The following is a 25,896-nucleotide window of genomic DNA, read 5'->3' as shown; positions in this document are numbered from 1 at the left end:
CCGGGAGGGGAACATGTACAAGACAATGCTGGGTATCGGCGCGACGGCGCTGTTGCTGTTGGGTGGTTGCGGTGGCGCATCCGCGCCGGGAGGCGGGGCGGAAGGCGGCACGCCGGCGCAGGGCGAGCAGGAAGTGCGCATCAGCGTCGGTTCCTACAACCTCAACAACCTGCCGTTCTTCATCGCCGACGCCCAGGGCTACTTCAAGGACGAGGGCCTGAAGGTGCGCACCGAGAACTTCGCCCAGGGCGGCTCCAAGGTGCTGCAGGCGCTGGTGGCCGGTTCCACCGACGTGGCGGTGGGTTTCTACGATCACACCATCCAGATGCAGGCCAAGGGCAAGTCGGTCACGGCCTTCGTATTGCTGTCGCGCAATTCCGGACTGGTGCTGGCCGGCGGCAACGACAGCCGTTTCGATCCGGCCAGGCCGGACACCATCCGTGGCGCGCGCGTGGGCATCACCGCGCCGGGGTCGTCCTCGGATTTCTTCGTCCGCTATTACCTGGAACGGCACGGCATCCCGGTGTCGGAAGTGTCGCTGATCGGCGTGGGTTCCGGCGCGGCGGCGGTGGCCGCGCTGCAGCAGGGCAAGGTCGACCTGCTGGTCAATTACGACCCGGCGGCGACCCTGATCCAGGAGCGCGGCATCGGCCGGATCCTCATCGACGCGCGCAGCGATGCGGGCGCGCGCGAGGTCTACGGCGGCCTCTATCCGACTTCGGTGCTGTACGCGCAGCAATCCTTCATCGATGCGAATCCCGAGGCCATCGGGAAGATCGTCCGCGCCGAACAGCGGGCCCTGAAGTTCATCGCCGAAAGCAGCGCCGACGCCATCGTCGCCGCGCTTCCCGACAGCTACGTCTCCGGCGATCGCGCCACCTATGCCAAGGCGGTGGAAGCGGCCCGCAGCATCTTCTCCGTCGACGGCCGCTTCACGGAAGCCGACATGGCCACGCCACTGGCCGTACTCAGCGAATTCAATCCCGATGTCGCCGCGGCCAAGGTCGATCTGGCGCGTACGTATACCAACCGATTCGTCGAGCAGGACTCGGCGAAACACTGACGATCTTGTCTGGGAGGGCAATGTCATGACAGCAATTGCACCGGCGCGTCCGCACCAGGACGCGCCAGCGGCGGCCATCGCGGTCGCCGAACCACCCCGCACGATGGTCGCGATCGAACGGATGACGATGGCGTTCGGCGACTTCGTCGCCGTGCGCGATGTCGACATCCGGGTCGGCGACGGCGAATTCCTGGCCATCGTCGGCCCCACGGGCTGCGGCAAGAGCACCATCCTCAATGCGGTGGCGGGCTTGCTGGCGCCGGCATCCGGCGGCGTGGCCATCGACGGGCGCGCGGTGGCCGGCGTGCAGGACAGCGTGGGCTACCTGTTCCAGCAGGATGCGCTGCTGCCGTGGAAGACCGCGCTGGAAAACGTTGAACTGGGCCTGCGTTTCCGCGGCGTGCCCGCGGTCGAACGGGGCCGGCGCGCGCGCGATTGGCTGGCCAAGGTCGGACTGTCCGGTTTCGAAAACCGTTACCCGCACCAACTTTCGGGCGGACAGCGCAAGCGCGTGCAGATGGCGCAGGCGCTGATCGTGAAGCCCAAGGTGATCCTGATGGACGAGCCGTTCTCGGCGCTGGACATCCATACCCGCCACCTCATGCAGAACGAACTGCTGCGCCTGTGGCAGGAGGATCGGCGCTCGGTGATCCTGATTACCCATGATCTGGAAGAAGCCATTGCCCTGGGCGATCGGGTGGTGGTGCTGGCGTCGGGGCCCGGCAGCCGGGTGGTGGAGAGTTTCCATGTGCCGCTGGAACGGCCGCGCAACGTGGCCGAGATCAAGCTGGATCCGCGCTTCACCGATCTGTATCGCGACATCTGGGCCTGCCTGCGGGGCGAAGTGGAGAAAAGCTATGCGTACGGGGACTGAGCGGCTGATCCAGGCCGCCCTGGTGGTGGTGGTGTTCGGGGGCTGGCAGGCCGGCGTGGCCACACGGGTCATCGACCCGTTCTTCTTCCCGGCGCCCTGGGACATCGTTGGACAGATGTACGAATGGTTGAGCGACACCGGCTTCTACAAGCACGTGTCGGTGACCCTGACCGAGACCGCGCTGGGCTATGTCATCGGCACCGTGCTGGGCGTGGTCGGCGGCGTCTGGCTGGGATTGAACCGAACCGCGGCGCGGATCCTCGATCCCTTCATCAAGAGCTTCAACGCGATTCCGCGCGTGGTGCTGGCGCCGATCTTCGTGCTGTGGCTGGGCCTGGGCCTGTGGTCGAAGGTGGCGCTGGCGGTGACGCTGGTGTTCTTCATCACCTTCTTCAATGCGATGCAGGGCGTGCGCGAGGTCAATCCCACCGTGCTGGCGAACGCGCGCATCCTCGGGGCCAGCCGGCGTGATCTGTTGCGCCATGTGTACTTTCCGGCCGCCGCGAGCTGGATCCTGTCCTCGCTGCGCACTTCCGTGGGTTTCGCGGTGGTGGGCGCGATCATCGGCGAGTATCTCGGTGCCTCGGCCGGACTGGGTTATCTGATCGCGCAGGCCGAAGGCAACTTCCACGCGGTCGGCGTGTTCGCCGGCATCGTGATCCTGGCGATGTTCGTCCTGGTGATCGATCGCATCCTCGATGTCGCCGAGAACCGGCTCATCACCTGGCGTCCCGACGCGCAGGGCGCGAACCGCTGACGTTTCCCGGCCCGTGCCGGTCCCGGCGCGGGTCTCTCATTCCCACCGTTGCCGGCGGCAGCCATGCCGAGGGTGGCGGCTTGCCTGGAGAAACCGACCATGACGAACCTTGTGGGCAATACCCGCCGGCTGGCGGCCGCGATCACGTTGACCCTGAGTGGAGCGCCATTGCTGGCGTGCGCGCAGGAAGCAGCCCGGCACCCGGGTTCCGCCGATGCATCGACCGCCGGACTGGTCCGCTTGATCGAGCAGCAATCGCAGCGCATCGCGACGCTGGAAGCGCGACTGGCCGCGCTTGAAGACGAGACGGGCGAGGGTACGCCAGCCGGACAGGCACAGGATGCCGGTTCCGTGGAGGCGCGACTGGCCACGCTCGAAGCCGACCAGGCGCGGCAACCGAAAGTGAGCTGGTCCAAGGGCGCTCCCGAATTCGCGAGCGCGGATGGCAAGGCGCGGTTTCGCCCGCGTGGCCGGTTCTTCGTCGATGCCTCGTCCACCGGCGGCTCCGATCACGCAGGGCGGAATCTGTCCGGTGCCGAAATCCGCTCCGCGCGCCTGGGCGTCGAAGGTCGCCATGGCTCGCTGGGCTACGTAGTGGAAGGGGAGTTCGCCGGCAACACGGTGGCGTGGAAGTCGGCGTATGCGGCCTTCGACCATCGCCTGTTCGGCCATGACGCGGAGTTTTCCGTGGGCCATCGCTTGAACGAGCGCGGCCTGGATGGCAGCAGCAGTACGGCCAACACCCCGTTCCAGAGCCGCAATCTGGTCGGTGCGGTGATCATGCCGCAGCGCGGTTCGTTCGGATTGGGAGTGATGCAGAAGATCCACGGCGCGAACTGGCATGCCGCGCTGCAGGTCAGCGGCAACAGCCTGGATAACCCGGGCGACGGCAACGACGGACTGACCTACGCGCTGCGGGCGCACTGGAACCCGGTGCGCACGGACGCCGCCACCCTCCATCTGGGCGGCTGGGCCTTCCACGAGGAGATCCGCGGCACCGCGCGGGTGTTGCGCAGCGCGGCGATCGCCGGCCCCTTCAACGATCAGGTGCGGATCGGCAGCGGGCGCGTGCAGGGGGCCGAGCGCGGCGACGGCCATGGACTGGAACTGGCCGGCTTTTCCGGGCCGTTCTGGGCCTATGCCGAATGGGGCCGGCGCAGCTTGAAGGGACGCGAGGCCAGTGGCGACTACCACCGGCATCACGACGCCCACGCGTTGTCGATGGGCTGGTTCCTGCGGGGCGCCGGTCCGGCGTACTCGGCCAAGGCGGGCACCTGGGGGCGGGTGAAGGTCGCCGATCCGGTCACCGCCGGAGGCGGGGGTGCCTGGGAGCTGAAGGCCCGTTACGAGGCGGCCGACTACCGGGATCTGCCCGGCGGCGGGCAGGGCAGTGGCTGGGCCGTCGGCACCAACTGGTATCTGAACGACTGGAGCCGGGTGATGCTGGACGCGGTGCGCTGGCGCAGCGACAACCGTTCCGGTGCCTGGCCGGGCCTGGATCGGGGCTATACGGTCAATCTGAGGTTCCAACTGGCGTTCTGAGCTCGCGGCGAGGGCCTTGTGACGGACTTCACGGCCCGTTTCCGTTGCCTGGGTCCGCTTGGGTATGCATCCGGAAGTATGTATAATTCGTGCATACTTTCCCGGAGCCGCCCATGGAAGCGACCGTCGCCGAGCGTGGCCAGATCACCCTGCCCAAGGCCGTGCGTGACGCCCTGGGCCTGACCAAGGGCAGCGTGCTCAAGGTCGAACTGGAAGGCAGCCGGATCATCCTGCGCAAGAGCGTGGACGATGCCATCTCGCGCGCCCGCGGCCGGTTCAAGCTGGACGGTTTCGACAGCACCGACGCGGCCATGCGCGCCCTGCGCGGCCACTCGCCCGGCGAGACGCCGGAACAGTGAGGCCGACGCGATGATCGCCCTGGATTCCTCCGTCCTCATCGACCTGCTGGCCGACGGTCCGCAGGCCGACGCCGCCGAGGCCTGCCTGCGGCAATGCCTGAGCGCCGGACCGGTGGTGATCTGCGAGGTCGCGCTGGCCGAAGTGTGCAGCGCGTTGCGCGATGGTTCCGAGGCGCTGGCGGTGCTGGAGGAGATGAGCATCCGTTTCAGCGCGCTGGAAGCCAAGTCGGCGCTGCGCGCCGGCGAGATGCAGCGCCGCCACCGCCAGCGCGACGGTGCCAGCCACCGTGCCGCGCCCGATTTCCTGATCGGCGCCCACGCGCTGCTCCAGTGCAATGGCCTGATCACCCGCGACGATCGGTTCTACCGCGAATACTTCAAGGGACTGAAGTTGATCGTTCCCGCCGCGGAATAAGTCCCACCCGTTGTTTCCCGTCACCTCACCGCATTCCGGAGTCACCATGTTGGAAGCCTATCGCCACCACGTAGCCGAGCGCGCCGCGCTGGGCATCCCGCCGCTGCCGCTGTCGGCCCAGCAGACCGCCGAGGTCATCGAACTGCTGAAGGCGCCGCCGGCCGGCGAGGGCGACTTCCTGCTGGACCTGATCACCCATCGCGTGCCCGCCGGCGTCGACGACGCCGCCAAGGTCAAGGCTTCCTACCTGGCTGCGGTCGCCTTCGGCAGCGAGCAGTGCCCGCTGATCAGCCGCGAGCGCGCCACCGAACTGCTGGGCACCATGCTCGGCGGCTACAACATCCATCCGCTGGTGGAACTGCTGGACGACGCCTTGGTCGGCACCATCGCCGCCAACGCGCTCAAGCACACCCTGCTGATGTTCGACGCGTTCCACGACGTTCAGGAGAAGGCGCAGAAGGGCAACGCCAATGCCCAGTCGGTGCTGCAGAGCTGGGCCGACGCCGAATGGTTCACCAGCCGTCCGGAAGTGCCGCACTCGCTGACCGTCACCGTGTTCAAGGTGCCGGGCGAGACCAACACCGACGACCTGTCGCCGGCGCCGGACGCGACCACCCGGCCGGACATCCCGATGCACGCGCTGGCGATGCTGAAGAACAAGCGCGACGGCGCGCCGTTCACCCCGGAAGAAGACGGCAAGCGCGGCCCGATCGCGTTCATCCAGTCGCTGACCGAAAAGGGCCATCCGGTCGCCTACGTCGGCGACGTGGTCGGCACCGGCTCCAGCCGCAAGTCGGCCACCAACTCGGTGCTGTGGTGGACCGGCGAGGACATCCCGTTCATTCCGAACAAGCGTTTCGGCGGCGTCTGCCTGGGCAGCAAGATCGCCCCGATTTTCTACAACACGATGGAAGACGCCGGCGCGCTGCCGATCGAACTGGACGTGTCGAAGATGGACATGGGCGACGTGGTCGAGCTGCGTCCGTATGAAGGCAAGGCGCTGAAGAACGGCGAGGTGATCGCCGAGTTCCAGGTCAAGAGCGACGTGCTGTTCGACGAGGTACGCGCCGGTGGCCGCATCCCGCTGATCATCGGCCGCGGCCTGACCGCCAAGGCGCGCGAGGCGCTGGGCCTGCCGGCGTCGACCCTGTTCCGTCTGCCGCAGAACCCCGCCGACACCGGCAAGGGCTACACCCTGGCGCAGAAGATGGTCGGCCGCGCCTGCGGCCTGCCCGAAGTCAACGGCGTGCAGCCGGGCATCCGCCCGGGCACCTATTGCGAGCCGAAGATGACCTCGGTGGGTTCGCAGGACACTACCGGCCCGATGACCCGCGACGAACTGAAGGATCTGGCCTGCCTGGGCTTCTCCGCGGATCTGGTGATGCAGTCGTTCTGCCACACCGCCGCCTATCCGAAGCCGGTCGACGTCAAGACCCACCACGAACTGCCGGCCTTCATCAGCAACCGCGGCGGCATCTCGCTGCGTCCGGGCGACGGCGTGATCCATAGCTGGCTCAACCGCATGCTGCTGCCCGACACCGTCGGCACCGGCGGCGACTCGCACACCCGCTTCCCGGTGGGCATCTCGTTCCCGGCTGGCTCCGGCCTGGTCGCCTTCGCCGCCGCCACCGGGGTGATGCCGCTGGACATGCCCGAGTCGGTGCTGGTTCGCTTCAAGGGCCAGATGCAGCCGGGCGTGACCCTGCGCGATCTGGTCAACGCGATTCCGCTGTACGCCATCAAGCAGGGCCTGCTGACGGTCGCCAAGCAGGGCAAGAAGAACATCTTCTCCGGCCGCATCCTGGAAATCGAAGGCCTGCCGGATCTGAAGGTCGAACAGGCGTTCGAACTGTCCGACGCCTCGGCCGAGCGCTCGGCCGCCGGCTGCACGGTGCACCTCAACAAGGAACCGATCATCGAGTACATCAACAGCAACATCACGCTGCTGAAGTGGATGATCGCCGAGGGCTACCAGGATCCGCGCAGCCTGCAGCGCCGCATCAAGGCGATGGAAGCCTGGCTGGCCGACCCGCAACTGCTCAAGGGCGATGCCGACGCCGAGTACGCGGCGGTCATCGAAATCGACCTGGCCGACGTGCACGAGCCGATCGTGGCCTGCCCGAACGATCCGGACGACGTGAAGACCCTGTCGGAAGTGTCCGGCGCGGTCATCGACGAAGTGTTCATCGGTTCGTGCATGACCAACATCGGCCACTTCCGCGCCGCGTCCAAGCTGCTGGAAGGCAAGCGCGACATCCCGACCAAGCTGTGGGTCGCGCCGCCGACCAAGATGGATGCCGCCGAGCTGACCAAGGAAGGCCACTACGGCACTTTCGGCACCGCCGGCGCACGCATGGAAATGCCGGGCTGCTCGCTGTGCATGGGCAACCAGGCGCAGGTGAAGGAGGGCGCCACGGTGTTCTCCACCAGCACCCGCAACTTCCCCAACCGCCTGGGCAAGAACTCGAACGTCTACCTGGGGTCGGCGGAACTGGCGGCGATCTGCTCGCGCCTGGGCCGCATCCCGACCAAGGCCGAGTACATGGCCGACATCGGCGTCATCAACGCCAACGGCGATCAGATCTACCGCTACATGAACTTCGATCAGATCGCCGACTACAAGGACGTGGCGGACACCGTCGCCGCGTAAGCGTCCAGGTGGTGGTTGCCATGCGAAAACCCCGGCGAAAGCCGGGGTTTTTCGTTGCCGGGAAGGCGTCTCCCGCCACTGCGCATCGATGCGCGATCACGAATGGTCGCGCAGCAGCCGCACGAACTCCTCGTCCGCCGCGGTCTGCTCGCCGGGGCGGCGCACCAGCACGTACTCGGCCTTCGGCAATGCCGGCAGGCCCAGTTCGTCGTTGACGATCTTCAGGCCCGGCACCAGTTCGGTTTTCGTCATCACCGCCACGCCCAGCCCGGCCAGCGTCGCCGCGCGCAGGCCCTCGTTGCTGGCCGAGGTGAAGGTGAAATGCCAGGGCTGGGCGGCGCGCTCCAGCGCGGCCAGGCCGATCTGACGGCGCAGGCAGGGAGAGGGCGCGAACGCGAGCGGCAACGAATCGCCGGCGGGCGGCGCGAAGTTGTCCGCGGCGCTCCAGACGAACTGGGTGCTGCGCAACAGCAGATCCTCATCCTGGCCCGGTTCGGCCAGCACCACCGCCATGTCGAGTTCGCCGGCGGCGACCATCGCGCGGAAATCCGGGCTGGAGGAGACATTCACCTCCAGCCGCACGCACGGATGGCTGCGCGCGAACTGGCCCAGCAGGGTGGGCAGGCGCGAACCCAGGTAGGTATCGGCCACGCCGAAGCGGATCACGCCGGACACCGGCGAGAGATGGAAGCGCCGGGTCAGCGCGTCGGACGCATCGAGGATGCGCTGGGCGTGGCTGAGGAATTCCTCGCCGTCCTCGGTCAGGGTCAGGCGACGGGTGGTGCGGTGGAGCAGGGGACGCCCGACCTGTTCCTCCAGCCGGCGGATCTGGTGGCTGATCGCCGACTGGGTCAGGTGCAGGCGCTCGGCGGCGCGGGTGAACCCGCCGGTCTCGGTGACCGCGATGAAGGCGCGCAGCAGGGAGGGGTCGAAGTCCATGGCTGACCAATGACGAAAATTACTGGATGGGAATAAATTAAATCATTTCCCTCATTTAATGGGGTTTCCGACAATGGCTCCACGTCCCGAGTGGCCGCTCCGCCTCCCTTTGTGGAGGCTGCCCGCGGCCCTGTCCACTGGAGCCCCCATGTCCGCTTCCCTGTCTTCCCGGAACAGGACGGCGCTGTTCGCCGTCTGCCTCGCCTCGCTGATGTTCGGCCTGGAAATCTCCAGCGTGCCGGTCATCCTGCCGACCCTGGAGCGGGTGCTGGGAGGCGATTTCCGCCAGATGCAGTGGGTGATGAATGCCTACACCATCGCCAGCACGACGGTACTGATGGCGGCCGGCGCGCTGGCCGATCGGTTCGGCCGCCGGCGGGTGTTCCTGATCAGCGGCCTGTTGTTCGGTGCCAGCTCGGTGATGTGCGGACTGGCGGGCGACGTGACGACGTTGATCGTGGCGCGCGCCCTGCAGGGCATGAGCGGCGGCGTGCTGCTGATCTGCATGCTGGCGATCCTCTCGCACCAGTTCCGTGATGGCCGCGAACGCGGCAAGGCGTTCGCGGCATGGGGCGTGGTATTCGGTTTCGGGCTGGGCTTCGGACCGCTGATCGGTGGCGTGATCGTGGCCGTGTCCGACTGGACCTGGGTGTTCCTGGTGCACGGGCCGATCGCCGCGCTGACCCTGCTGCTGGTGCTGACGAGCGTGGAGGAATCGCGGGATCCGCAGGCACGCCGGCTCGACTGGGCCGGGATGGTTTCGCTGTCGCTGGCGGTGCTGGGCCTGGCGTTCTACCTGACCCAGGGCGGCGAGATGGGATTCGCGCGACCGGCATCGCTGGGCGTGCTGGCGGCGACCGTGTTCTTCCTGGCGATGTTCATCGTGGTGGAGCGGCGGGTGCCGCATCCGATGTTCGACTTCTCGGTGCTGCGCAACCGCGGGTTTTCGGGCGCTCTGCTGGGATCGATGGGCATGAACTTCAGTTTCTGGCCGCTGATGGTGTACCTGCCGCTGTACTTCCATGGCGTGCTCGGCCTGGGCGAACTGGCCTCGGGCGTGGCGCTGCTCGCGTATACCTTGCCCGCGCTGGTGTTCCCGCCGGTGGGCGAGCGCTTGTCGCTGCGTTACCGGCCCGGCCTGGTGATACCGGGCGGATTGTTCACCATCGGTGCCGGCTTCCTGCTGATGCACTGGGGCGTGGGCGCGAGCGAGCCGGGACTGTGGAGCGTGTTGCCGGGCGCACTGGTCGCCGGCATCGGCCTGGGCATCACCAACACGCCGGTCACCAACACCACCACCGGTTCGGTATCGCCGGATCGCGCCGGCATGGCATCGGGCCTGGACATGAGCGCGCGCCTGATCTCGCTGGCGGTCAACATCGCCCTGATGGGCCTGCTGCTGGTGCGCGGCGTGCAGTCGGGCCTGGGAGGGATGCCCACTGACGCGGGCGAGGCGGCGAACCTGCGCGTGCTGGCCGAGCGGATCGCCGCGGGTGACGTGGCCGGGATTGCGGCGGCGCCGGCCGCGCTGGCGCACGGATTCGGCTGGATCACCCTGTATGGCGGGCTGAGCGTGTGCCTGCTCGCGTTCGCCAGCCTGGTGCTGTTCGGCGTGCCGGCCGCGGGACGGAACCGGCGGGCCACCTGCGCCGGTTGAGCCGGCGGCCTGCCCCGTTCAACCAGCCCTCAGTTCAACCAGCCGTCGACGGCCGCGGCCATCGCGCGGCGCGAGAACAGGAAGTCCCAGTAGCTGCCGCCCAGTTGCCGCCACAGCACCGCCGCGCGCACCGCCGCCAGCAGGATCGCGCGGATTTCGGCGACCACGCCGGGCTGGCCGAGGTAATGCGGATTGCCCTGGACCATCACCCGCGGGCGCAACTGGCTGAGGGTTTCGGCGTAGAGGTTGCCGAGCGCGGCGATCACTTCCGGGTGGGTGCTGCCGAGCTGGCCGGATTGCGGGGACAGCTTCTCCACGCCCTGTCCGATCGCATCGATCAGATCGTTGCGGCGGATGAAGCGACGCTCCAGCTGCAGCACCGCCATGCCCAGGCGGGGCAGGGTGTCTTCCTTGTTCTCGCCGGTCAGGTAACCGCGCAGCAGGCGCAGGCCGGGATTCAGTTCGGAGGCGCGGCCAAACACGCCCGCCGTGTCGACGGCGTCCAGGCGGAACACGCTGTCCAGCGCGGTCTGCACCACGGCGGCTTCGGAATGGCCGGTCTCGGCGATGCGGCGGACCTGGTGCAGCGCCTGCGCCAGTCCGGCCAGGGCCAGGACACGTTCGGAAAACTGGTTGCTCAAGCCGCTTGCTCCGCGATTCTTCGTTCCAGGGGGGCGTCGGTGGCGGCGATGACCGCGCCGCCGAGGCAGACGTCGCCGTCATACAGCACCACCGACTGGCCGGGCGTGACCGCACGCTGCGGCCGCGCGAACGCGACCTCCAGCCGGCCATCGTCGGCGACCGTCACCGAGCAGGGCTCGTCGGCCTGGCGGTAGCGTGTCTGCGCGGTGCACTCGAAGCGCGCGGACGGCGCACCGCCGGTGGTCCAGTGGGCCGGCTCGGACCACAGCCGGTTCGATTGCAGGTAGGGACTCAGGGTGTCCTGGTCCACGTACAGGATGTTGTTGGCCACGTCTTTGCCGACCACGTACCAGGGCGCGGCGGGACGCCCGCGCACGCCGCCGATCTGCAGGCCCTCGCGCTGGCCGAGGGTGAAATAGAACACCCCCGGATGCTCGCCGATGCGCTGCCCCTGCGGATCCCGCATCTCGCCGCGGCGGGCGGGCAGGTAGCGGCCGAGGAACTCGCGGAAATCGCGCTCGCCGATGAAGCAGATGCCGGTGGAATCCTTCTTGTCGTGGGTCGGCAGGCCGGCCTCGCGTGCGACCGCGCGCAGATCCTGCTTCTGCATTTCCCCGATCGGGAACAGGGTCGCCGACAACTGTTCCTGGCCCAACTGGTGCAGGAAGTAGCTCTGATCCTTGCCGCGGTCGATGCCGCGCAGCAACTGCCAACGTCCGCCATGGAAACCGATGCGCGCGTAGTGGCCGGTGGCGATCTTCTCGGCGCCCAGTTCGCGCGCGGCATCGAGGAAATGCTTGAACTTGACCTCGCGGTTGCACAGCACATCCGGATTGGGCGTGCGGCCGGCGGCGTATTCGGCGAGGAAATGTTCGAACACGCCCTGCCAGTACTCGGCGGAGAAATCGCGGAAATGAAACGGAATCCCGAGCCGGCCGCACACGGCCACCGCGTCGCGGCGATCATCCTCGGCCCGGCATTCGCCGCTGCCGTCGTCGGCCCAGTTCTGCATGAACAGTCCGGCCACGGATTCACCGGTCTGGACCAGGCGCAGCGCCGCCACCGACGAGTCGACCCCGCCCGAGACCCCGACGATGACGCGCGGCGTGCTCATGCCAGGTGGTGGAGCATGTCCAGCGGGTAGCGGCGGCCGCCCAGGTAATCCTCGACCGCCTGCCACACCAGCGGGCTGCGATGGCGCGCCTGCGCCTGTTGCAGCTCGGCCGGGGTCAGCCAGTGGGTCTGGACGATGCCTTCGTCCAGCGCGCGCTCCGGATCGTGGCGCACCGGCTCGGCGGCGAAGGCGAAGCGCAGGTAGTGGCGGCCGGTTTCGGTGGCCTTCCACTGGTAGGCGCCGACGAACGCGGTCAGGCGCACGTCCCAGCCGGTTTCCTCGCGGGTCTCGCGCAGGGCGGCGTCGAGCAGGGTCTCGTCCGGTTCCAGGTGGCCGGCGGGCTGGTTGAACACCAGCCGGCCCTGGGCGCGTTCCTCGACCATGAGCAGACGGCCGTCACGCACCACGATGGTGGCGACGGTCACGTCGGGTTGCCAGAATCGGCCTTCGCGATAGCTCATGGGCGCATCCCGGAATCAATAGTCGTCGGAAGCCGGATCTTCGGCCAGTTCGACTTCCATCGCGTCGGCCGAAACGGCGGCGGCGGAAATGGCGTCTTCCAGCAGTTCGGTGCTGGCGTCGGCCGGCAGCTTGACCACGTAGACGGCGCTGCGATCCTGCTTGACCCAGGAACCGAGGATCAGCGCGTTGGAAGCATCCAGCAGGCGGTTGGCGACCACCGCCGGCAGCGATTCGCTCGGCGACTGGTAGGCATACGACCACAGCTCGCGGACCCGGTGCTTGCCGTAGGTCTCCACGGTCGAGCGGATATAGACGATCTGGCTGCGCTCGTCGTTGTCGCCGGTGGCCATCAGCAGCTTGTAGTCGCCATCCTCGTCCACCTCGTACTCGTAACCGAGCCCCTTGAGTTGCTTGGCGATGGCCGGATCGGCATCGGCGGCGTGCGCGGCGGGCAGGCCCGCGACGGCGGCGAGGACGAGGGCAAGGGCGGCGTATTTCATCAGCGGGCAGTCCATTGGGGGAAAGGGGTTAATTGTGCGTGCAAGCTCGTTGGGCGTCCAATCCGTATAATTGCCACATGTCCCGCAAGCATGAAAACGAACGCGACCACGCCGTCCTGGTGGAAACCGGAAAACCGGAGGTGGCGCCGCCGCCGCTCTACCAGGTGGTGCTGCTCAATGATGATTACACCCCGATGGATTTCGTCGTGGTGGTCCTGCAACAGTTCTTCGGCATGGACCTGGAAAAGGCCACCCAGATCATGCTGCACGTCCACACCCGGGGCCGCGCCGTCTGCGGGGTCTACACCCGCGAGGTGGCGGAATCCAAGGTGGCCCAGGTCAACGAATTTTCGCGGGTGAACCAGCACCCGCTGCTGTGCACGATGGAGAAGTCCTGAGGTTTTGATGTTTGGGCGCCGCCGGCCCTTGCAAGGCAACGATTCCTGAACACTGAAATCCGGATGGGTGATGGAAATCCACCCCTCAGGCCGCATATTGTCGGCATCGGCCCCGGAGGCGACCATGTTCAGCAAAGATCTCGAGCAAACCATCGGCCAGTGCTACAAGCGCGCCCGCGAAGCACGGCACGAGTTCATGACGGTGGAGCACCTGCTGCTCTCGCTGTTGGAGAACCCGTCCGCGCAGGCGGTGCTGAAGGCGTGTGGCGCCGATTCCGGCCGCCTGCAGCAGGAACTGGAACAGGCCATCGAGGCCTCGGTGTCCCGCCTGGCCGAGGATGACGGCCGCGACACCCAGCCCACCCTGGGCTTCCAGCGGGTGCTCCAGCGCGCGGTCTACCACGTGCAGTCCTCGGGCAAGAAGGAGGTCACCGGCGCCAACGTGCTGGTGGCGATCTTCGGCGAGAAGGACTCGCACGCGGTCTATTTCCTCAACCAGCAGGACGTCACCCGCCTGGACGTGGTGAATTACCTGTCCCACGGCATCGCCAAGCAGGGCGAGGACGGCGAGGCCCAGGGCGCCCACGAGGGCGAGGGCGGCAAGACCGAGGCCGGCGAGGGCGACGGCAAGGGCGATGCCCTGACCGAGTTCGCCAGCAACCTCAACGACCTGGCCCGGCAGGGCAAGATCGATCCGCTGGTCGGGCGCGCCGACGAGATCGAGCGGACCATCCAGGTGCTGTGCCGCCGCCGCAAGAACAATCCGCTCTACGTGGGCGAGGCCGGCGTGGGCAAGACCGCCCTGGCCGAGGGCCTGGCCAAGCGCATCGTGGACGGCGAGGTGCCGGAGGTCCTGCTGGACGCCACCATCTACTCGCTGGACCTGGGCGCACTGGTCGCCGGGACCAAGTACCGCGGTGATTTCGAGAAGCGCCTGAAGGGTGTGTTGGCGGCGATCCGCAAGATTCCCGGCGCAATCCTGTTCATCGACGAGATCCACACGATCATCGGCGCCGGTTCGGCCAGCGGCGGCACCATGGATGCCAGCAACCTGATCAAGCCGGCGCTGGCGTCGGGCGAACTGCGCTGCATCGGTTCGACCACGTTCCAGGAATACCGCGGCATCTTCGAGAAGGATCGCGCATTGGCGCGGCGCTTCCAGAAGATCGACATCGTCGAGCCGACCGTGGGCGAGGCGTTCCAGATCCTGCAGGGCCTGAAGCCCCGCTACGAGGCCCATCATGGCGTCACCTACGCCGACGAGGCGTTGCAGGCCGCGGTGGATTTGTCGGTCAAGCACATCGGCGACCGCCTGCTGCCGGACAAGGCCATCGACGTGATCGACGAGGCCGGCGCCCGCCAGCGGCTGCTGCCGGAAGGCCAACGCAAGGATCTGATCGACATCGAGGAAATCGAGACCATCGTGGCGAAGATGGCGCGCATCCCGGCCAAGCAGGTCACCTCGTCCGACAAGGACGTGCTGCAGCACCTGGAGCGCAACCTGAAGATGGTGATCTTCGGTCAGGATCCGGCCATCGAGACCCTGGCGTCGGCGATCAAGCTGGCCCGTTCGGGGCTGGGCAATCCGGACAAGCCGATCGGCAACTTCCTGTTCTCTGGTCCCACCGGCGTGGGCAAGACCGAGGTGACCAAGCAACTGGCGCTGCAACTGGGCATCGAGCTGGTCCGCTTCGACATGTCCGAGTACATGGAACCGCATTCGGTGAGCCGCCTGATCGGCGCGCCCCCGGGTTATGTCGGTTTCGACCAGGGCGGCCTGCTGACCGAGAAGATCGTCAAGACCCCGCACTGCGTGCTGCTGCTGGACGAGGTTGAGAAGGCGCATCCGGACATCTTCAACATCCTGTTGCAGGTGATGGATCGCGGCGTGCTCACCGACACCAACGGCCGCGAGGCCAACTTCAAGAACGTGATCCTGGTGATGACCACCAACGCCGGCGCGACCCAGGCCTCGCGGCGTTCGATCGGCTTCACCCAGCAGGATCATTCGACCGACGCGATGGAGGTCATCCGCCGCAGCTTCACCCCGGAATTCCGCAACCGCCTCGACGCGGTGGTGCAGTTCCAGGCGCTGGGCTTCGACCACATCCTGCGGGTGGTGGACAAGTTCCTGATCGAACTGGAGATGTTGCTGCAGGAGAAGCACGTCAGCCTGTCGGCGACGCCGGCGGCGCGCGACTGGCTGGCCCAGCACGGTTTCGATCCGCTGATGGGTGCGCGCCCGATGGCGCGCCTGATCCAGGACAAGGTCAAGCGCCCGCTGGCGGACGAGCTGCTGTTCGGCAAGCTGATCAACGGCGGCCGGGTCAGCATCGACGTGCGCGACGGCGAACTGGTGGTGGAAACCCAGGCCGAACCGGAGAAGCTGTTGCCGGTGACGGTCTGAGGCCGGAGTCCGTCCCGGTGACGGGATGGTTCGTTCGAAGCCGGAGCGGCCACGCTCCGGCTTTTTTGTTGCCGGGTGCGGGGCGGGGGACCGGGCCGCCGCCAATGCGCCAGCTGATGCCAAAAACAAAAAGAGCGCCAATGGCGCCCTTTTTAATCAAAAGCTTATCGCAATTACTTCATGCGATACGTGATGCGACCCTTGGTCAGGTCATAGGGGGTCATTTCGACCTTGACCTTGTCGCCGGTCAGGATGCGGATGTAGTTCTTGCGCATGCGACCGGAAATGTGGGCGATGATTTCATGCCCGTTTTCCAGCTTGACCCGGAACATGGTGTTGGGCAGCGTTTCGGTAACGGTGCCTTCAAATTCGATGGAGTCGTCTTTCGACATGCAGACCTGTGCTGTGCGGCCGGAGACGGCCAGGGCGATAAAGTCCGCCATTGTACGCCGCTGAGGCGCCGCGCGCAAAAATACCGTTAATGCCCGGTGGCGTCCGCCAATCGGGCGGCGGGAAACTCGCCAAAGCGAGTGGTCCAGACCGCCGTCGGCTCGGGCTGGTCCACCAGGCCGCGGACCTGGTGCAGGAACCCGGCGCGCGGGAGACGCTCGGCGCCCAGGCTCAACAGGTGCGGGTTCTCCACCTGCGCATCGATCAGCGGCCAGCCCCAGCCGTGCAGGGTATGGGCGAGTGCGGCGATGGCGACCTTGGAACCGCCGCTGTCCGCGCTGAACATGCTCTCGCCGAAGAACATCCGGCCGATGGCCACCCCGTACAGGCCACCGACCAGGCGGGCGCCGTCGAACACCTCGATGGAATGCGCGTGGCCCGCCCGGTGCAGGGCCACGTAGGCGTCCTGCATGGATGGAGTGATCCAGGTGCCGTCCTGGCCCGGACGCGGACGGGTGGCGCACTCGGCGATCACCGACTCGAAGGCGGTATCGGCGCGGACCCGCCAGGTCGAGCGGCGCAAGCCGCGCCGGAACCGCGAGGCGAGATGCAGCCGGTCGGTGCGGAACACCATGCGCGGGTCCGGCGACCACCACAGCAGCGGCTGGCCCTCCGAGAACCAGGGAAAGATGCCGCCGCGGTAGGCGTTGAGCAGCCGCGGCAAAGTCAGGTCGCCGCCGACCGCCAGCAGGCCGTCGGGTTGGCGCAGGGCGAGCTCCGCGGGCGGAAACGGCGCATCGGGTTCGGGCGCGAGCAGGAAGGGACGCTGGCTCATCGCGACATTATCGGCATCGGGCGCGGCATGTCGCCACGTGGTCGGGTTCAGCGCGCGCTGGCCTTGAATGGCGAATGCGCGGCCAGGGTGGCGGCGTAACGGCGCACCGCCAGGGTTTCCTCCTCGCACCAGCGGCCCAGCGCCTCGGCGAACGCGGGATCGGCGATGCGGTGGCGACTGCGCACGAACACCGGCAGGAAGCCGCGCGCGATCTTGTGCTCGCCCTGTGCGCCGGGTTCGAACACCCGCAGGCCCTCGCGCAGGCAGTATTCGATGCCCTGATAGTAGCAGGTCTCGAAATGCAGGCCCGGCAGGTTCTGGCGGCAGCCCCAGTAGCGCCCGTACAGGGTGTCGCCGCCGCGCAGGCACAGCGCACCGGCGATGGCTTCGCCGTCGCGTTCGGCCAGGAACAGCACCAGTTGGCGTGGCAGGGCCCGGGCCAGATGGCGGAAGAACTCGCCGGTCAGCGCGGGCGAATTGCCGTAGTCGTGGAAGGTCTGCAGGTAGAAGCCGAACATGGCGTCCAGCTCGGCGTCATTGGCATCGCCGCCATGGACGGTCCGGAAGGTCACGCCGGCACGCGCGACCCGCGCGCGCTCCTGGCGGATGTTCTTGCGGTGCTTGTGGTCGAAGGCGGCCAGGAAGGCGTCGAAATCCGTCCAGCCGGCGTCGTTGTGCCAGTGGTACTGCACGTCGGTGCGGGACAGCCAGGTCGGGTCGAACGCGGCGTCTTCCGCCTGCGGATGGAAATTGACATGCACCGAGGACAGCCCGTCCTCGTCCGCGCGTTCGGCCAGTGCGTCGATCAATTGCCGGCGCGAGGCGGTGGTGGGCGCCAGCAGGCGCGGGCCGGTCACGGGCGAATAGGGCACCGCGCACAGCCATTTTGGGAAGTAGTCGCGTCCATAGCGCGCGTACGCCTGTGCCCAGGCATGATCGAACACGAACTCGCCGTGCGAATTGTCCTTCAGGTACGCCGGTGCCGCCGCGACCAGCGTGTCGCCTTCCCACAGCGTCGCGTGGCGTGGCGTCCAGCCCCAGTCCGCGCGCACGCAGCCGTACCGTTCCAGGCCGGCCAGAAATGCGTGCGAGACGAACGGATTGCGGCCATCGTGCAGCGCGTCCCACGCGGCGGCGGGAATCGCCGACAGATCCTCGAGCAGGCGGAGACGGGGAGGGGCGGACACGGTTTCAGCCGCCGCGGTAGACGTCCGGATCGTGCTTCTGCATGTGCCGCTCCGGCTGGCTCAGCGCCTCGAATCCGAATCCGGCGTACAGCGGCTGCATGTCGCGGGTGACCAGGTGCAGCCGGCGCAGCCCTTGCAGGCGCGGATCATCCAGCAGCGCGCGCACGATGGCGCGGCCATGACCCTGGCCACGATGGGCCTCGTCGACGAACACGTCGGCGAGGTACGCGAAGGTGGCCTGATCGGTCACCGCGCGCGCGAAGGCGATCTGCGAGCCGTCGAGGAAACCGCAATAGCAGATCGAGTGATCCAGCGCACGGCGCAGGGTGGCGGCGGGAATGCCCGCCGCCCAGTAGGAATCGCGCAGGAACGCGTGGACCCGTTCGAAATCCAGCTCCGCCGGGTCCGCGCTGATGCGCAGCATCAGGCGTCCTTGTCGAGGAACCGCTCGGCGTCCAGCGCGGCCATGCAGCCGAAGCCGGCCGAGGTGATCGCCTGGCGGTAGTGCTGGTCGGCCACGTCGCCGGCGGCGAACACGCCCGGCACGGTGGTGGCGGTGGCGCCGCCGTCCAGCCCCGACTTGATGGTCAGGTAGCCGTTGTTCATCCCCAACTGGCCCTCGAACAGGCTGGTGTTGGGGGTGTGGCCGATCGCCACGAAGAAGCCGTGCACGTCCAGGTCGCGGGTGCTGCCGTCCTGCACCGACTTGACCCGCAGGCCGGTCACGCCGGCCTCGTTGCCCAGCACCTCGTCCACAGTGTGGTGCCAGACCGGCTCAATCTTGCCGGCCTGGATTTTGGCGAACAGCTTGTCCTGCATGATTTTCTCCGCGCGCAGGGTGTCGCGGCGATGCACCAGGTAGACCTTGCGGGCGATGTTGGCCAGGTACAGGGCTTCCTCGACGGCGGTGTTGCCGCCGCCGACCACGGCCACGTCCTGGTCGCGGTAGAAGAAGCCGTCGCAGGTGGCGCAGGCGGACACGCCGCGGCCCTTGAAGGCCTCTTCCGAAGGCAGGCCCAGGTACTTGGCGGTGGCGCCGGTGGCCAGGATGAGCGCGTCGGCGGTGTATTCGCCGTTGTCGCCGATGAGCTTGAACGGACGCTGGCCCAGGTCGGCGGTGTGGATGTGGTCGAAGATGACTTCGGTGTCGAAGCGCTCGGCGTGGGCCTGCATGCGCGCCATCAGGTCAGGACCCATCAGGCCGTGGGCGTCGCCGGGCCAGTTGTCCACCTCGGTGGTGGTCATCAGCTGGCCGCCCTGCTGCAGACCGGTGATGACGACGGGCTTGAGGTTGGCGCGGGCCGCGTAGACGGCGGCGGTCCAGCCGGCCGGGCCGGAGCCCAGGATCAACAGGCGGCAGTGCTTCGAAGTGCTCATGTATACTCGCGGAGAAGGTGGATTGGCCTTGCGATTGCAACGGCTGGCACGCCGTCGCAGGCGACATAGAGTGCGGGTGTGATCAGGTTCGATCAAGGCGCGCGGATGGAATGCGGTGATGCGCAACAACACGCGAGCGGCACGCGGGCCACGGCCCGGCGACAGGCTGGCGATCAGCGACAGGGCGCCACGGTAGCGCCTTTTTTTTCTGCGGGCTTTCCCGGGCCGGACGCCGAGACGGCGTGATTCCGAGGGCTGAAATCTGCCAATGTTTCGTTTATTATCAAAGACTAATGGCATATTCCTAAGGTCTTATCGAAAGGTGGCGAAACCAGCATCCGAAAACGGCAAGGGCAAGGGCGCCAACGCGGCCGCGCGCAAGCAGGCAACCGCGGCGGCGAATCCGCGCCGGCAACGCCTGTGGCGCGATCTCGCGTTGATCGTGATCGCGCCGCTGCTGCTCTATCTCTTCGCCAGCCTGTTCTCGTATTCGCCGGACGATCCCAGCTGGTCGCAGGCGGGCAGCGTCACCGCGCCGATTCAGAACTGGGGCGGCAAGGTCGGCGCATGGCTGTCGGCGCTGCTGCTGTCGTTGTGCGGTTATGTCGCGTTCCTGCTGCCGGTGATCCTCGGCGCGGTCGCCTGGATCGCGTTGTTCGGCATGGACACCGATGGTGACGGCGAAGCGGATCTGGGGCCGGCGCTGCGGCTGGTCGGCATGGTCGGCTTCCTGATTTCCTCCACCGGCCTGCTGTTCCTGCGCGGGGTGCCGGCCCAGCATTTCTCCGACGGGCCGGGCGGCATCCTCGGCACCCTGGTCGGCAAGTCGCTGCTCAGCGGCTTCGGTGGATTGGGCGGCAACCTGTTTCTGCTGGCGCTGTTCCTGGTCTCGGTGACCCTGGCCACCGGCCTGTCCTGGTTCGCGGTGATGGAGCGCATCGGCAAGGGCGTGCTGGCGCTGCCGGGCATGTTCCGCAAGGGCAGCCAGCAGGCCGCCGAATGGCAGCAGACCCGGGTGATGCGCGAAGAACGCGAGGAAGTGCGCCGCGCCGACGCGGTGCTGCGCGCCAAGCGCGAGCCGGTGAAGATCGAACCGCCGCCGGCACCGGTGATCGAGAAGAGCGAGCGGGCCAAGCGCGAGCAGCAGATCCCGCTGTTCCACGGTACGGGCGGGGATGCCTCCGGCTTGCCGCCGTTGTCGCTGCTGGACGATCCCAAGCCGCAGACCAAGGGCTATTCCGAGGAAACCCTGGAAACCCTGTCGCGCCAGATCGAATTCAAGCTCAAGGACTTCCGCATCGACGCGCAGGTGGTCGGCGCCTATCCGGGCCCGGTGATCACCCGCTTCGAGATGGAACCGGCGCCGGGCGTGAAGGTCAGCCAGATCAGTTCGCTGGACAAGGACATCGCTCGCGGCCTGAGCGTGAAGTCGGTACGCGTGGTCGACGTGATTCCGGGCAAGTCGGTGATCGGCCTGGAAATCCCCAACACCAGCCGCGAGATGATCTTCCTCAGCGAGCTGCTGCGTTCGAAGGAATACGACAAGTCCGGCAGCGCGCTGACCCTGGCGCTGGGCAAGGACATCGCCGGCCGCCCGACCGTGGCCGACCTGGCGCGCATGCCGCACCTGCTGGTCGCCGGCACCACCGGCTCGGGCAAGTCGGTGGCGGTCAACGCGATGGTGCTGAGCCTGCTGTACAAGGCCTCGCCGAAAGAACTGCGGATGCTGATGATCGACCCGAAGATGCTGGAACTCAGCGTCTACCAGGGCATCCCGCACCTGCTGGCGCCGGTGGTCACCGACATGAAGGAGGCCGCCAACGGCCTGCGCTGGTGCGTGGCGGAGATGGAGCGCCGCTACAAGCTGATGAGCGCGGTGGGCGTGCGCAACTTGGCCGGCTTCAACAAGAAGGTCAAGGACGCGCAGGACGCCGGCCAGCCGTTGATGGATCCGCTGTTCAAGCCCAATCCGGATCTGGAGGAAGCGCCGCGCCCGCTGGAACCGCTGCCGTTCATCGTCATCTTCATCGACGAATTCGCCGACATGATGATGATCGTCGGCAAGAAGGTCGAGGAACTGATCGCCCGCCTGGCGCAAAAGGCGCGCGCCGCCGGCATCCACTTGATCCTGGCCACCCAGCGTCCGTCGGTGGACGTGATCACCGGCCTGATCAAGGCCAACATCCCGACCCGCATCGCGTTCCAGGTCAGCTCGAAAATCGACTCGCGCACCATCCTGGACCAGTCCGGCGCGGAGACCCTGCTGGGCCACGGCGACATGCTGTACCTGCCGCCGGGCACCGCGATGCCCGAGCGCATCCACGGTGCCTTCGTCAGCGACGACGAGGTGCACCGCGTCGTCGAGCACCTCAAGGCCACCGGCACCGCCGACTACATCGAGGGCGTGCTGGAGGAGATCCAGACGATGGGTGACGGCGTGGTGGTCGGACCGACCGGCCTGCCGGAGACCAGCAGCGGTGGCGGCGACGAGAGCGACCCGCTCTACGACGAGGCGGTGCGCATCGTCACCGAGAGCCGGCGCGCGTCCATCTCCGGCGTGCAGCGCCGGCTGAAGATCGGTTACAACCGCGCCGCCCGCCTGATCGAGGCGATGGAGGCGGCCGGGGTGGTGTCGCCACCGGAACACAACGGCGATCGCCAGGTGCTGGCGCCGCCACCGCCCCGTTGATGCGCCGGGAAACCTTCGCGCGCCGGCAGCCTGAACGCCGGTTCATGGCGTGCGGAATCCTGGCCAACGCGATGCGCCTCATTCAGACTCGCCGGGGCACACTCGGCGCCGAATCCGAACCCCAGACCTTGCAGACGCCATGATTCGAATCGCCCGTCCCGCCGTCCTCATCGCCGCCGCGCTGTTCGCCGGCAACGCCTTCGCCGGCGCCCGCGACCAGCTCAAGGCCTTCACCACCGGACTCAAGGGCCTGGACGGCCAGTTCGTCCAGCAGGTCCATGACGGCGGCGGCAAGCTCAAGGAAACCTCCAATGGCCGCGTCGCGCTGTCCGCGCCGCGCCTGTTCCGCTGGGAATACAACAAGCCCTACGAGCAGTTGATCGTCGCCGACGGCAAGCAGGTGTGGGTCTACGATCCGGATCTGAAGCAGGCCACCGTGCGCGAGCAGGGCATCGAGGAGCAGAACAGCCCGCTGTCGGCGCTGATCGATCCCGGCAAGCTGGACCAGCAGTTCAACGTCAAGGAAACCGGCAACCAGGGCGGCCTGGAATGGCTGACCCTGACCCCCAAGCGCGAAGGCGACGCCAACTTCCAGTCCGCGCGGCTGGGTTTTGATGGGAAGGGCCTGGCGCAGATGGAAGTGATCGACGCGGTCGGCCAGCGCACCACCATCAAGTTCAGTGGCTGGAAGCGCAATCCGTCGTTCCCCGGCGGCACCTTCAAGTACGCGCCGGGTCCGGGCGTGGACGTCGTTGGCGGCTCCTGAGCCGCTACCGCAAGCACGCATCCGCCGGACCATCCAGGACCGGGTTCCCATTGGGAATCCGGTCCTTTCATTTTCACCGGCCGATTCAACGGCGCGAATGCGCCGCGCGGACGGTAGAATCGGCGGGTGGCACGATCCCCGAAAACACGAAATCCGTTCCCGCAGGAAGCGGATCTGCTGAGCGTCGATCGCTCGGCGATGCGGCCGCTGGCCGAACGCATGCGGCCACGCACCCTGGACGAGATGGTCGGGCAGCGCCGGCTGCTCGCGCCCGGCAGCGCGCTGCGCCGCGCGGTCGAGTCCGGGCGCGTGCATTCGATGATCCTGTGGGGACCGCCGGGCTGCGGCAAGACCACCCTGGCGCTGCTGCTGGCGCAGTATGCCGATGCCGAATTCCAGGCCATTTCCGCCGTGCTGTCCGGGTTGCCGGACGTGCGTGCGGTGCTGGCCGAGGCGGCGCAGCGTTTCGCCGAAGGACGGCGCACCGTGCTGTTCGTGGACGAGGTGCACCGCTTCAACAAGGGCCAGCAGGATGCGTTCCTGCCGCACATCGAACGCGGCACCATCCTGTTCGTCGGCGCGACCACCGAGAACCCGTCCTTCGAACTGAACTCGGCATTGCTCTCGCGCTGCCGCGTGCACGTGATGGAGGCGGTCTCGGCCGATGACATCCGCCACGCGCTGCGCCGGGCGGTGGATGACGGGGAACGCGGCCTGGGCGGGCAGGACCTGCAGGCCAGCGATGAGGCGCTGGGTGAAATCGCCGGCGCCGCCGATGGCGACGTGCGCCGCGCGCTGACCCTGCTGGAGATCGCCGCCGAACTGGCGACGGGCGAGGACAACACCATCACCCCGCAGACCCTGCAGCAGGTGCTGGCCGATCGCACGCGCCGTTTCGACAAGGGTGGCGAGCAGTTCTACGACCAGATCTCGGCACTGCACAAATCCATCCGCAGTTCCAATCCGGATGGCGCGCTGTACTGGCTGGCGCGGATGCTGGACGGTGGTTGCGACCCGGTCTATCTGGCGCGGCGGTTGACCCGGATGGCGGTGGAGGACATCGGCCTGGCGGATCCGCGCGCGCTGCAGATGGCGGTGGATGCCTGGGACACCTACGAGCGATTGGGCAGTCCGGAAGGCGATCTGGCGCTGGCGCAGGTGGCGATCTACCTGGCCAGCACGGCCAAATCGAATGCCGGCTACAAGGCCTTCGGGATGGCCAGGCAGGACGTGCGCGAACACGGCACCCAGGAGGTGCCGCTGCACCTGCGCAACGCCCCGACCAAACTGATGAAGCAGCTTGGCTACGGTGGCGGCTACCAGTACGACCACGATGCCGAAGGCGGCATCGCGCTGGACCAGACCGCGTTTCCCGATGCGATGGGGGAGCGCGTGTACTACGAACCGGTCGAACGCGGGCTGGAAATCAAACTCAAGGAAAAACTTGATCGCCTGCGCGAGGCCAGGCGCGAGGCGAGGGCGGGCAAACCCCGCAAGTAAGCGGGCGGGAATGCATTGTCCGAATGTGGGGAATCAACCCGTCAAGCCGCGCAGCAGCCGCACCGTCACCAACCCCAGGCCGGTCATCAGCAACGAACCCAGCACGTGCACGGCGATGAGGGCGAACGCCCAGCCGTACTGCAACCGCAGGATCAGCTGCATGGCTTCGGCGGAAAAACTGGAGAAGGTGGTCAGTCCACCGAGCAGGCCGGTGATCACGAACAGGCGCCATTCCGGCGCCAGCGCCGGATGGTGGGCCAGCCAGCCCATCGCCACGCCGATCGCGTAGCCGCCGATCAGGTTGGCGGCGAGCGTGCCGAGCGGCATCTGCGCATGCTGCGGATTGAGCCAGACGCTCAGGCCCCAACGCGCCCACGCGCCGAGCGCGGCGCCCACTGCAACGGCCAGGAAGGAATGCATCGCCGACTTCTCCAGAAAGGGAGCGATGGCGCATGCCCACCGCCCCGGATTGCGGGTTTCGGTAGGCATCATCAGCCGGCGCGCCGGCGGTTCGGGGAGGCATGCCATCTCCCGGGGCGCACAGCCTAGCATCGCCGCCGAGGTCCGTCGAAGACTTCGGACGATACGCAAGAACGGCGCCTATCGGCTTGATCCGGCAACCGATTGTCGGCGCGCCAGGGGGCGTATTCGGCGGCAGACGAGCGGCATGGCGGTTAACGAAACCCTAACAAACACCCCCCGGCTGACTAACGTTTCCTATGTGAGCGTGACCAACGTCGTTTTTTAGCGCCTCCCCTGGGCGCCAGAACGACTCAGGAGATAAATCATGTGCACGCGTAAGACTCTCATTGCATCTGCAGTGTTACTCGGACTTGGTCTCACGGGACAGGCTTTCGCACAGGCAACCAACACGGAAAACGGACCTGGGGCCGATACGCTCGTCGCGGTGGACTTCGACGCCACCGACAGCAGCACCCACGACGGCGACAATCGCAACAACGACGGCGTGGCGTATGCCGATGGCTACGGCACGGCCGCCGCCAACAATGGCGGGACGGCGACCGCCACTTTCTCCAACGCGTTCAACCACAGCAAGGCGGTGGCCGAAACCAAGCTCATCGGCTCCGTCAGCGGGGTGACCGTGCATGACATCGGCAACGTCGCCAAGAACTGGGGCGATGCCAACGGTGGAAGTGGCGGACGCGGTGGCGCCGGTTACGGTGGTGACGGTTATGGCGGTGAAGGCAACGGCGGACGCGGCGGCAACGGCGGTGCCGGCGGCAGCGGCGGCAGCGGTGGCGATGCCATCAACGGCAGCGCCAGCGCCGGCGATGTCAGCAACGGCGGCGCGTCGGTCGGTGACGCGGTGGCCGGCAATGGCGGCAACGGCGGACGCGCCGATCACAACCGCG

24 protein-coding genes, 1 pseudogene and 1 riboswitch are annotated in these 25,896 nt (G+C 67.4%); of the genes and pseudogenes, 14 read left to right on the top strand and 11 right to left on the bottom strand.

Going from position 1 to position 25,896, the window contains the following annotated elements; genetic code table 11:
* Window positions 1-13: 13 nt before the first annotated feature.
* The 7 genes from IQ458_RS01650 (at window position 14) to acnB (ending at window position 7,660) form a co-directional block, all read left to right on the top strand.
* Window positions 14-1,063, top strand: coding sequence for an ABC transporter substrate-binding protein (locus IQ458_RS01650; protein WP_235996579.1), 1,050 nt, complete (start codon window positions 14-16; stop codon window positions 1,061-1,063).
* Window positions 1,064-1,088: 25 nt separating this feature from the next.
* The gene (locus IQ458_RS01645; protein ID WP_203321704.1) at window positions 1,089-1,937 is read left to right on the top strand and encodes an ABC transporter ATP-binding protein; all 849 of its coding nucleotides are present in this window, start codon (window positions 1,089-1,091) and stop codon (window positions 1,935-1,937) included.
* The gene (locus IQ458_RS01640; protein WP_183641513.1) at window positions 1,921-2,694 is read left to right on the top strand and encodes an ABC transporter permease; all 774 of its coding nucleotides are present in this window, start codon (window positions 1,921-1,923) and stop codon (window positions 2,692-2,694) included. The genes IQ458_RS01645 and IQ458_RS01640 overlap by 17 nt, the downstream gene beginning before the upstream one ends.
* Before the next feature lie 99 nt (window positions 2,695-2,793).
* Window positions 2,794-4,236: an OprO/OprP family phosphate-selective porin gene (locus IQ458_RS01635; RefSeq protein ID WP_203321703.1), complete on the top strand. Its 1,443-nt coding sequence runs from the start codon at window positions 2,794-2,796 to the stop codon at window positions 4,234-4,236.
* A gap of 113 nt (window positions 4,237-4,349) precedes the next feature.
* Window positions 4,350-4,595, top strand: a complete 246-nt coding sequence (locus IQ458_RS01630; protein WP_183641508.1) for an AbrB/MazE/SpoVT family DNA-binding domain-containing protein — start codon at window positions 4,350-4,352, stop codon at window positions 4,593-4,595.
* Window positions 4,596-4,605: 10 nt separating this feature from the next.
* Entirely contained in the window at window positions 4,606-5,010 is a 405-nt protein-coding gene (locus IQ458_RS01625; protein WP_141452957.1) for a type II toxin-antitoxin system VapC family toxin, read from the top strand.
* 46 nt (window positions 5,011-5,056) lie between these two features.
* Window positions 5,057-7,660: a bifunctional aconitate hydratase 2/2-methylisocitrate dehydratase gene (gene acnB / locus IQ458_RS01620; RefSeq protein ID WP_203321702.1), complete on the top strand. Its 2,604-nt coding sequence runs from the start codon at window positions 5,057-5,059 to the stop codon at window positions 7,658-7,660.
* Window positions 7,661-7,756: 96 nt separating this feature from the next.
* On the opposite strand, the gene IQ458_RS01615 is transcribed toward acnB, so the two are convergent.
* The gene (locus IQ458_RS01615; protein WP_183641503.1) at window positions 7,757-8,599 is read right to left on the bottom strand and encodes a LysR family transcriptional regulator; all 843 of its coding nucleotides are present in this window, start codon (window positions 8,597-8,599) and stop codon (window positions 7,757-7,759) included.
* 148 nt (window positions 8,600-8,747) lie between these two features.
* Between IQ458_RS01615 and IQ458_RS01610 the strand changes: the two genes are divergently transcribed.
* A complete protein-coding gene (locus IQ458_RS01610; RefSeq protein ID WP_203321701.1) occupies window positions 8,748-10,256 on the top strand; it encodes an MFS transporter in 1,509 nt (502 codons plus the stop codon).
* A 29-nt stretch (window positions 10,257-10,285) separates the two neighbouring features.
* On the opposite strand, the gene hflD is transcribed toward IQ458_RS01610, so the two are convergent.
* From hflD to IQ458_RS01590, 4 genes are read right to left on the bottom strand one after another with little or no spacing between them, the layout of a single operon-like run.
* The gene (hflD, locus tag IQ458_RS01605) at window positions 10,286-10,897 is read right to left on the bottom strand and encodes a high frequency lysogenization protein HflD (RefSeq protein ID WP_183641499.1); all 612 of its coding nucleotides are present in this window, start codon (window positions 10,895-10,897) and stop codon (window positions 10,286-10,288) included.
* Window positions 10,894-12,012, bottom strand: a complete 1,119-nt coding sequence (gene mnmA / locus IQ458_RS01600; protein WP_203321700.1) for a tRNA 2-thiouridine(34) synthase MnmA — start codon at window positions 12,010-12,012, stop codon at window positions 10,894-10,896. Before mnmA ends, hflD begins: the two co-directional genes overlap by 4 nt.
* Window positions 12,009-12,473, bottom strand: a complete 465-nt coding sequence (locus IQ458_RS01595; RefSeq protein ID WP_183641496.1) for an NUDIX hydrolase — start codon at window positions 12,471-12,473, stop codon at window positions 12,009-12,011. The genes mnmA and IQ458_RS01595 overlap by 4 nt, the downstream gene beginning before the upstream one ends.
* A gap of 15 nt (window positions 12,474-12,488) precedes the next feature.
* On the bottom strand, window positions 12,489-12,974 hold the full coding sequence (locus IQ458_RS01590; protein ID WP_183641493.1) for a hypothetical protein: 486 nt from the start codon (window positions 12,972-12,974) through the stop codon (window positions 12,489-12,491).
* 77 nt (window positions 12,975-13,051) lie between these two features.
* Between IQ458_RS01590 and clpS the strand changes: the two genes are divergently transcribed.
* Both clpS and clpA read left to right on the top strand, forming a co-directional pair.
* Window positions 13,052-13,372, top strand: coding sequence for an ATP-dependent Clp protease adapter ClpS (gene clpS, locus IQ458_RS01585; protein WP_141452949.1), 321 nt, complete (start codon window positions 13,052-13,054; stop codon window positions 13,370-13,372).
* Between the two features lie 124 nt (window positions 13,373-13,496).
* On the top strand, window positions 13,497-15,779 hold the full coding sequence (gene clpA / locus IQ458_RS01580; RefSeq protein ID WP_183641491.1) for an ATP-dependent Clp protease ATP-binding subunit ClpA: 2,283 nt from the start codon (window positions 13,497-13,499) through the stop codon (window positions 15,777-15,779).
* A gap of 173 nt (window positions 15,780-15,952) precedes the next feature.
* On the opposite strand, the gene infA is transcribed toward clpA, so the two are convergent.
* The 5 genes from infA to trxB all read right to left on the bottom strand — a co-directional run bounded on the left by infA (window position 15,953) and on the right by trxB (window position 19,568).
* A complete protein-coding gene (infA, locus tag IQ458_RS01575) occupies window positions 15,953-16,171 on the bottom strand; it encodes a translation initiation factor IF-1 (RefSeq protein ID WP_079726088.1) in 219 nt (72 codons plus the stop codon).
* A gap of 86 nt (window positions 16,172-16,257) precedes the next feature.
* Window positions 16,258-17,004, bottom strand: a complete 747-nt coding sequence (aat, locus tag IQ458_RS01570; RefSeq protein WP_203321699.1) for a leucyl/phenylalanyl-tRNA--protein transferase — start codon at window positions 17,002-17,004, stop codon at window positions 16,258-16,260.
* A 47-nt stretch (window positions 17,005-17,051) separates the two neighbouring features.
* Complete coding sequence (locus IQ458_RS01565) at window positions 17,052-18,191, bottom strand: GNAT family N-acetyltransferase (protein WP_425504622.1); 1,140 nt, start codon at window positions 18,189-18,191, stop codon at window positions 17,052-17,054.
* A 4-nt stretch (window positions 18,192-18,195) separates the two neighbouring features.
* Complete coding sequence (locus IQ458_RS01560; protein WP_183641485.1) at window positions 18,196-18,615, bottom strand: GNAT family N-acetyltransferase; 420 nt, start codon at window positions 18,613-18,615, stop codon at window positions 18,196-18,198.
* Entirely contained in the window at window positions 18,615-19,568 is a 954-nt protein-coding gene (gene trxB, locus IQ458_RS01555; protein ID WP_141452944.1) for a thioredoxin-disulfide reductase, read from the bottom strand. The genes IQ458_RS01560 and trxB overlap by 1 nt, the downstream gene beginning before the upstream one ends.
* A gap of 322 nt (window positions 19,569-19,890) precedes the next feature.
* Between trxB and IQ458_RS01550 the strand changes: the two genes are divergently transcribed.
* From IQ458_RS01550 to IQ458_RS01540, 3 genes are all read left to right on the top strand, one after another.
* Window positions 19,891-22,257 carry a DNA translocase FtsK gene (locus tag IQ458_RS01550; RefSeq protein WP_328805030.1) on the top strand — a complete coding sequence of 789 codons (2,367 nt, stop codon included), beginning with the start codon at window positions 19,891-19,893 and terminating at the stop codon, window positions 22,255-22,257.
* A 139-nt stretch (window positions 22,258-22,396) separates the two neighbouring features.
* The gene (lolA, locus tag IQ458_RS01545; RefSeq protein WP_183641475.1) at window positions 22,397-23,023 is read left to right on the top strand and encodes an outer membrane lipoprotein periplasmic chaperone LolA; all 627 of its coding nucleotides are present in this window, start codon (window positions 22,397-22,399) and stop codon (window positions 23,021-23,023) included.
* A gap of 198 nt (window positions 23,024-23,221) precedes the next feature.
* Window positions 23,222-24,523, top strand: coding sequence for a replication-associated recombination protein A (locus IQ458_RS01540; protein ID WP_183644648.1), 1,302 nt, complete (start codon window positions 23,222-23,224; stop codon window positions 24,521-24,523).
* 33 nt (window positions 24,524-24,556) lie between these two features.
* Here the strand turns inward: IQ458_RS01540 and crcB are convergent, their stop codons facing one another.
* Window positions 24,557-24,943, bottom strand: a complete 387-nt coding sequence (gene crcB, locus IQ458_RS01535; protein WP_183641473.1) for a fluoride efflux transporter CrcB — start codon at window positions 24,941-24,943, stop codon at window positions 24,557-24,559.
* A gap of 55 nt (window positions 24,944-24,998) precedes the next feature.
* Window positions 24,999-25,064, bottom strand: a riboswitch (Fluoride riboswitch).
* 366 nt (window positions 25,065-25,430) lie between these two features.
* Here crcB and IQ458_RS01530 point away from each other — a divergent pair.
* Window positions 25,431-25,896 (top strand): annotated as a pseudogene (locus IQ458_RS01530) (hypothetical protein); the annotation flags it as partial.

Source organism: Pseudoxanthomonas beigongshangi (genome assembly GCF_016820515.1).
Taxonomy (GTDB): Bacteria; Pseudomonadota; Gammaproteobacteria; order Xanthomonadales; family Xanthomonadaceae; genus Pseudoxanthomonas_A; species Pseudoxanthomonas_A beigongshangi.
The sequence above is the reverse complement of the archived record's forward strand: the minus strand, read 5'-3'. Positions and strand labels throughout refer to the sequence as shown.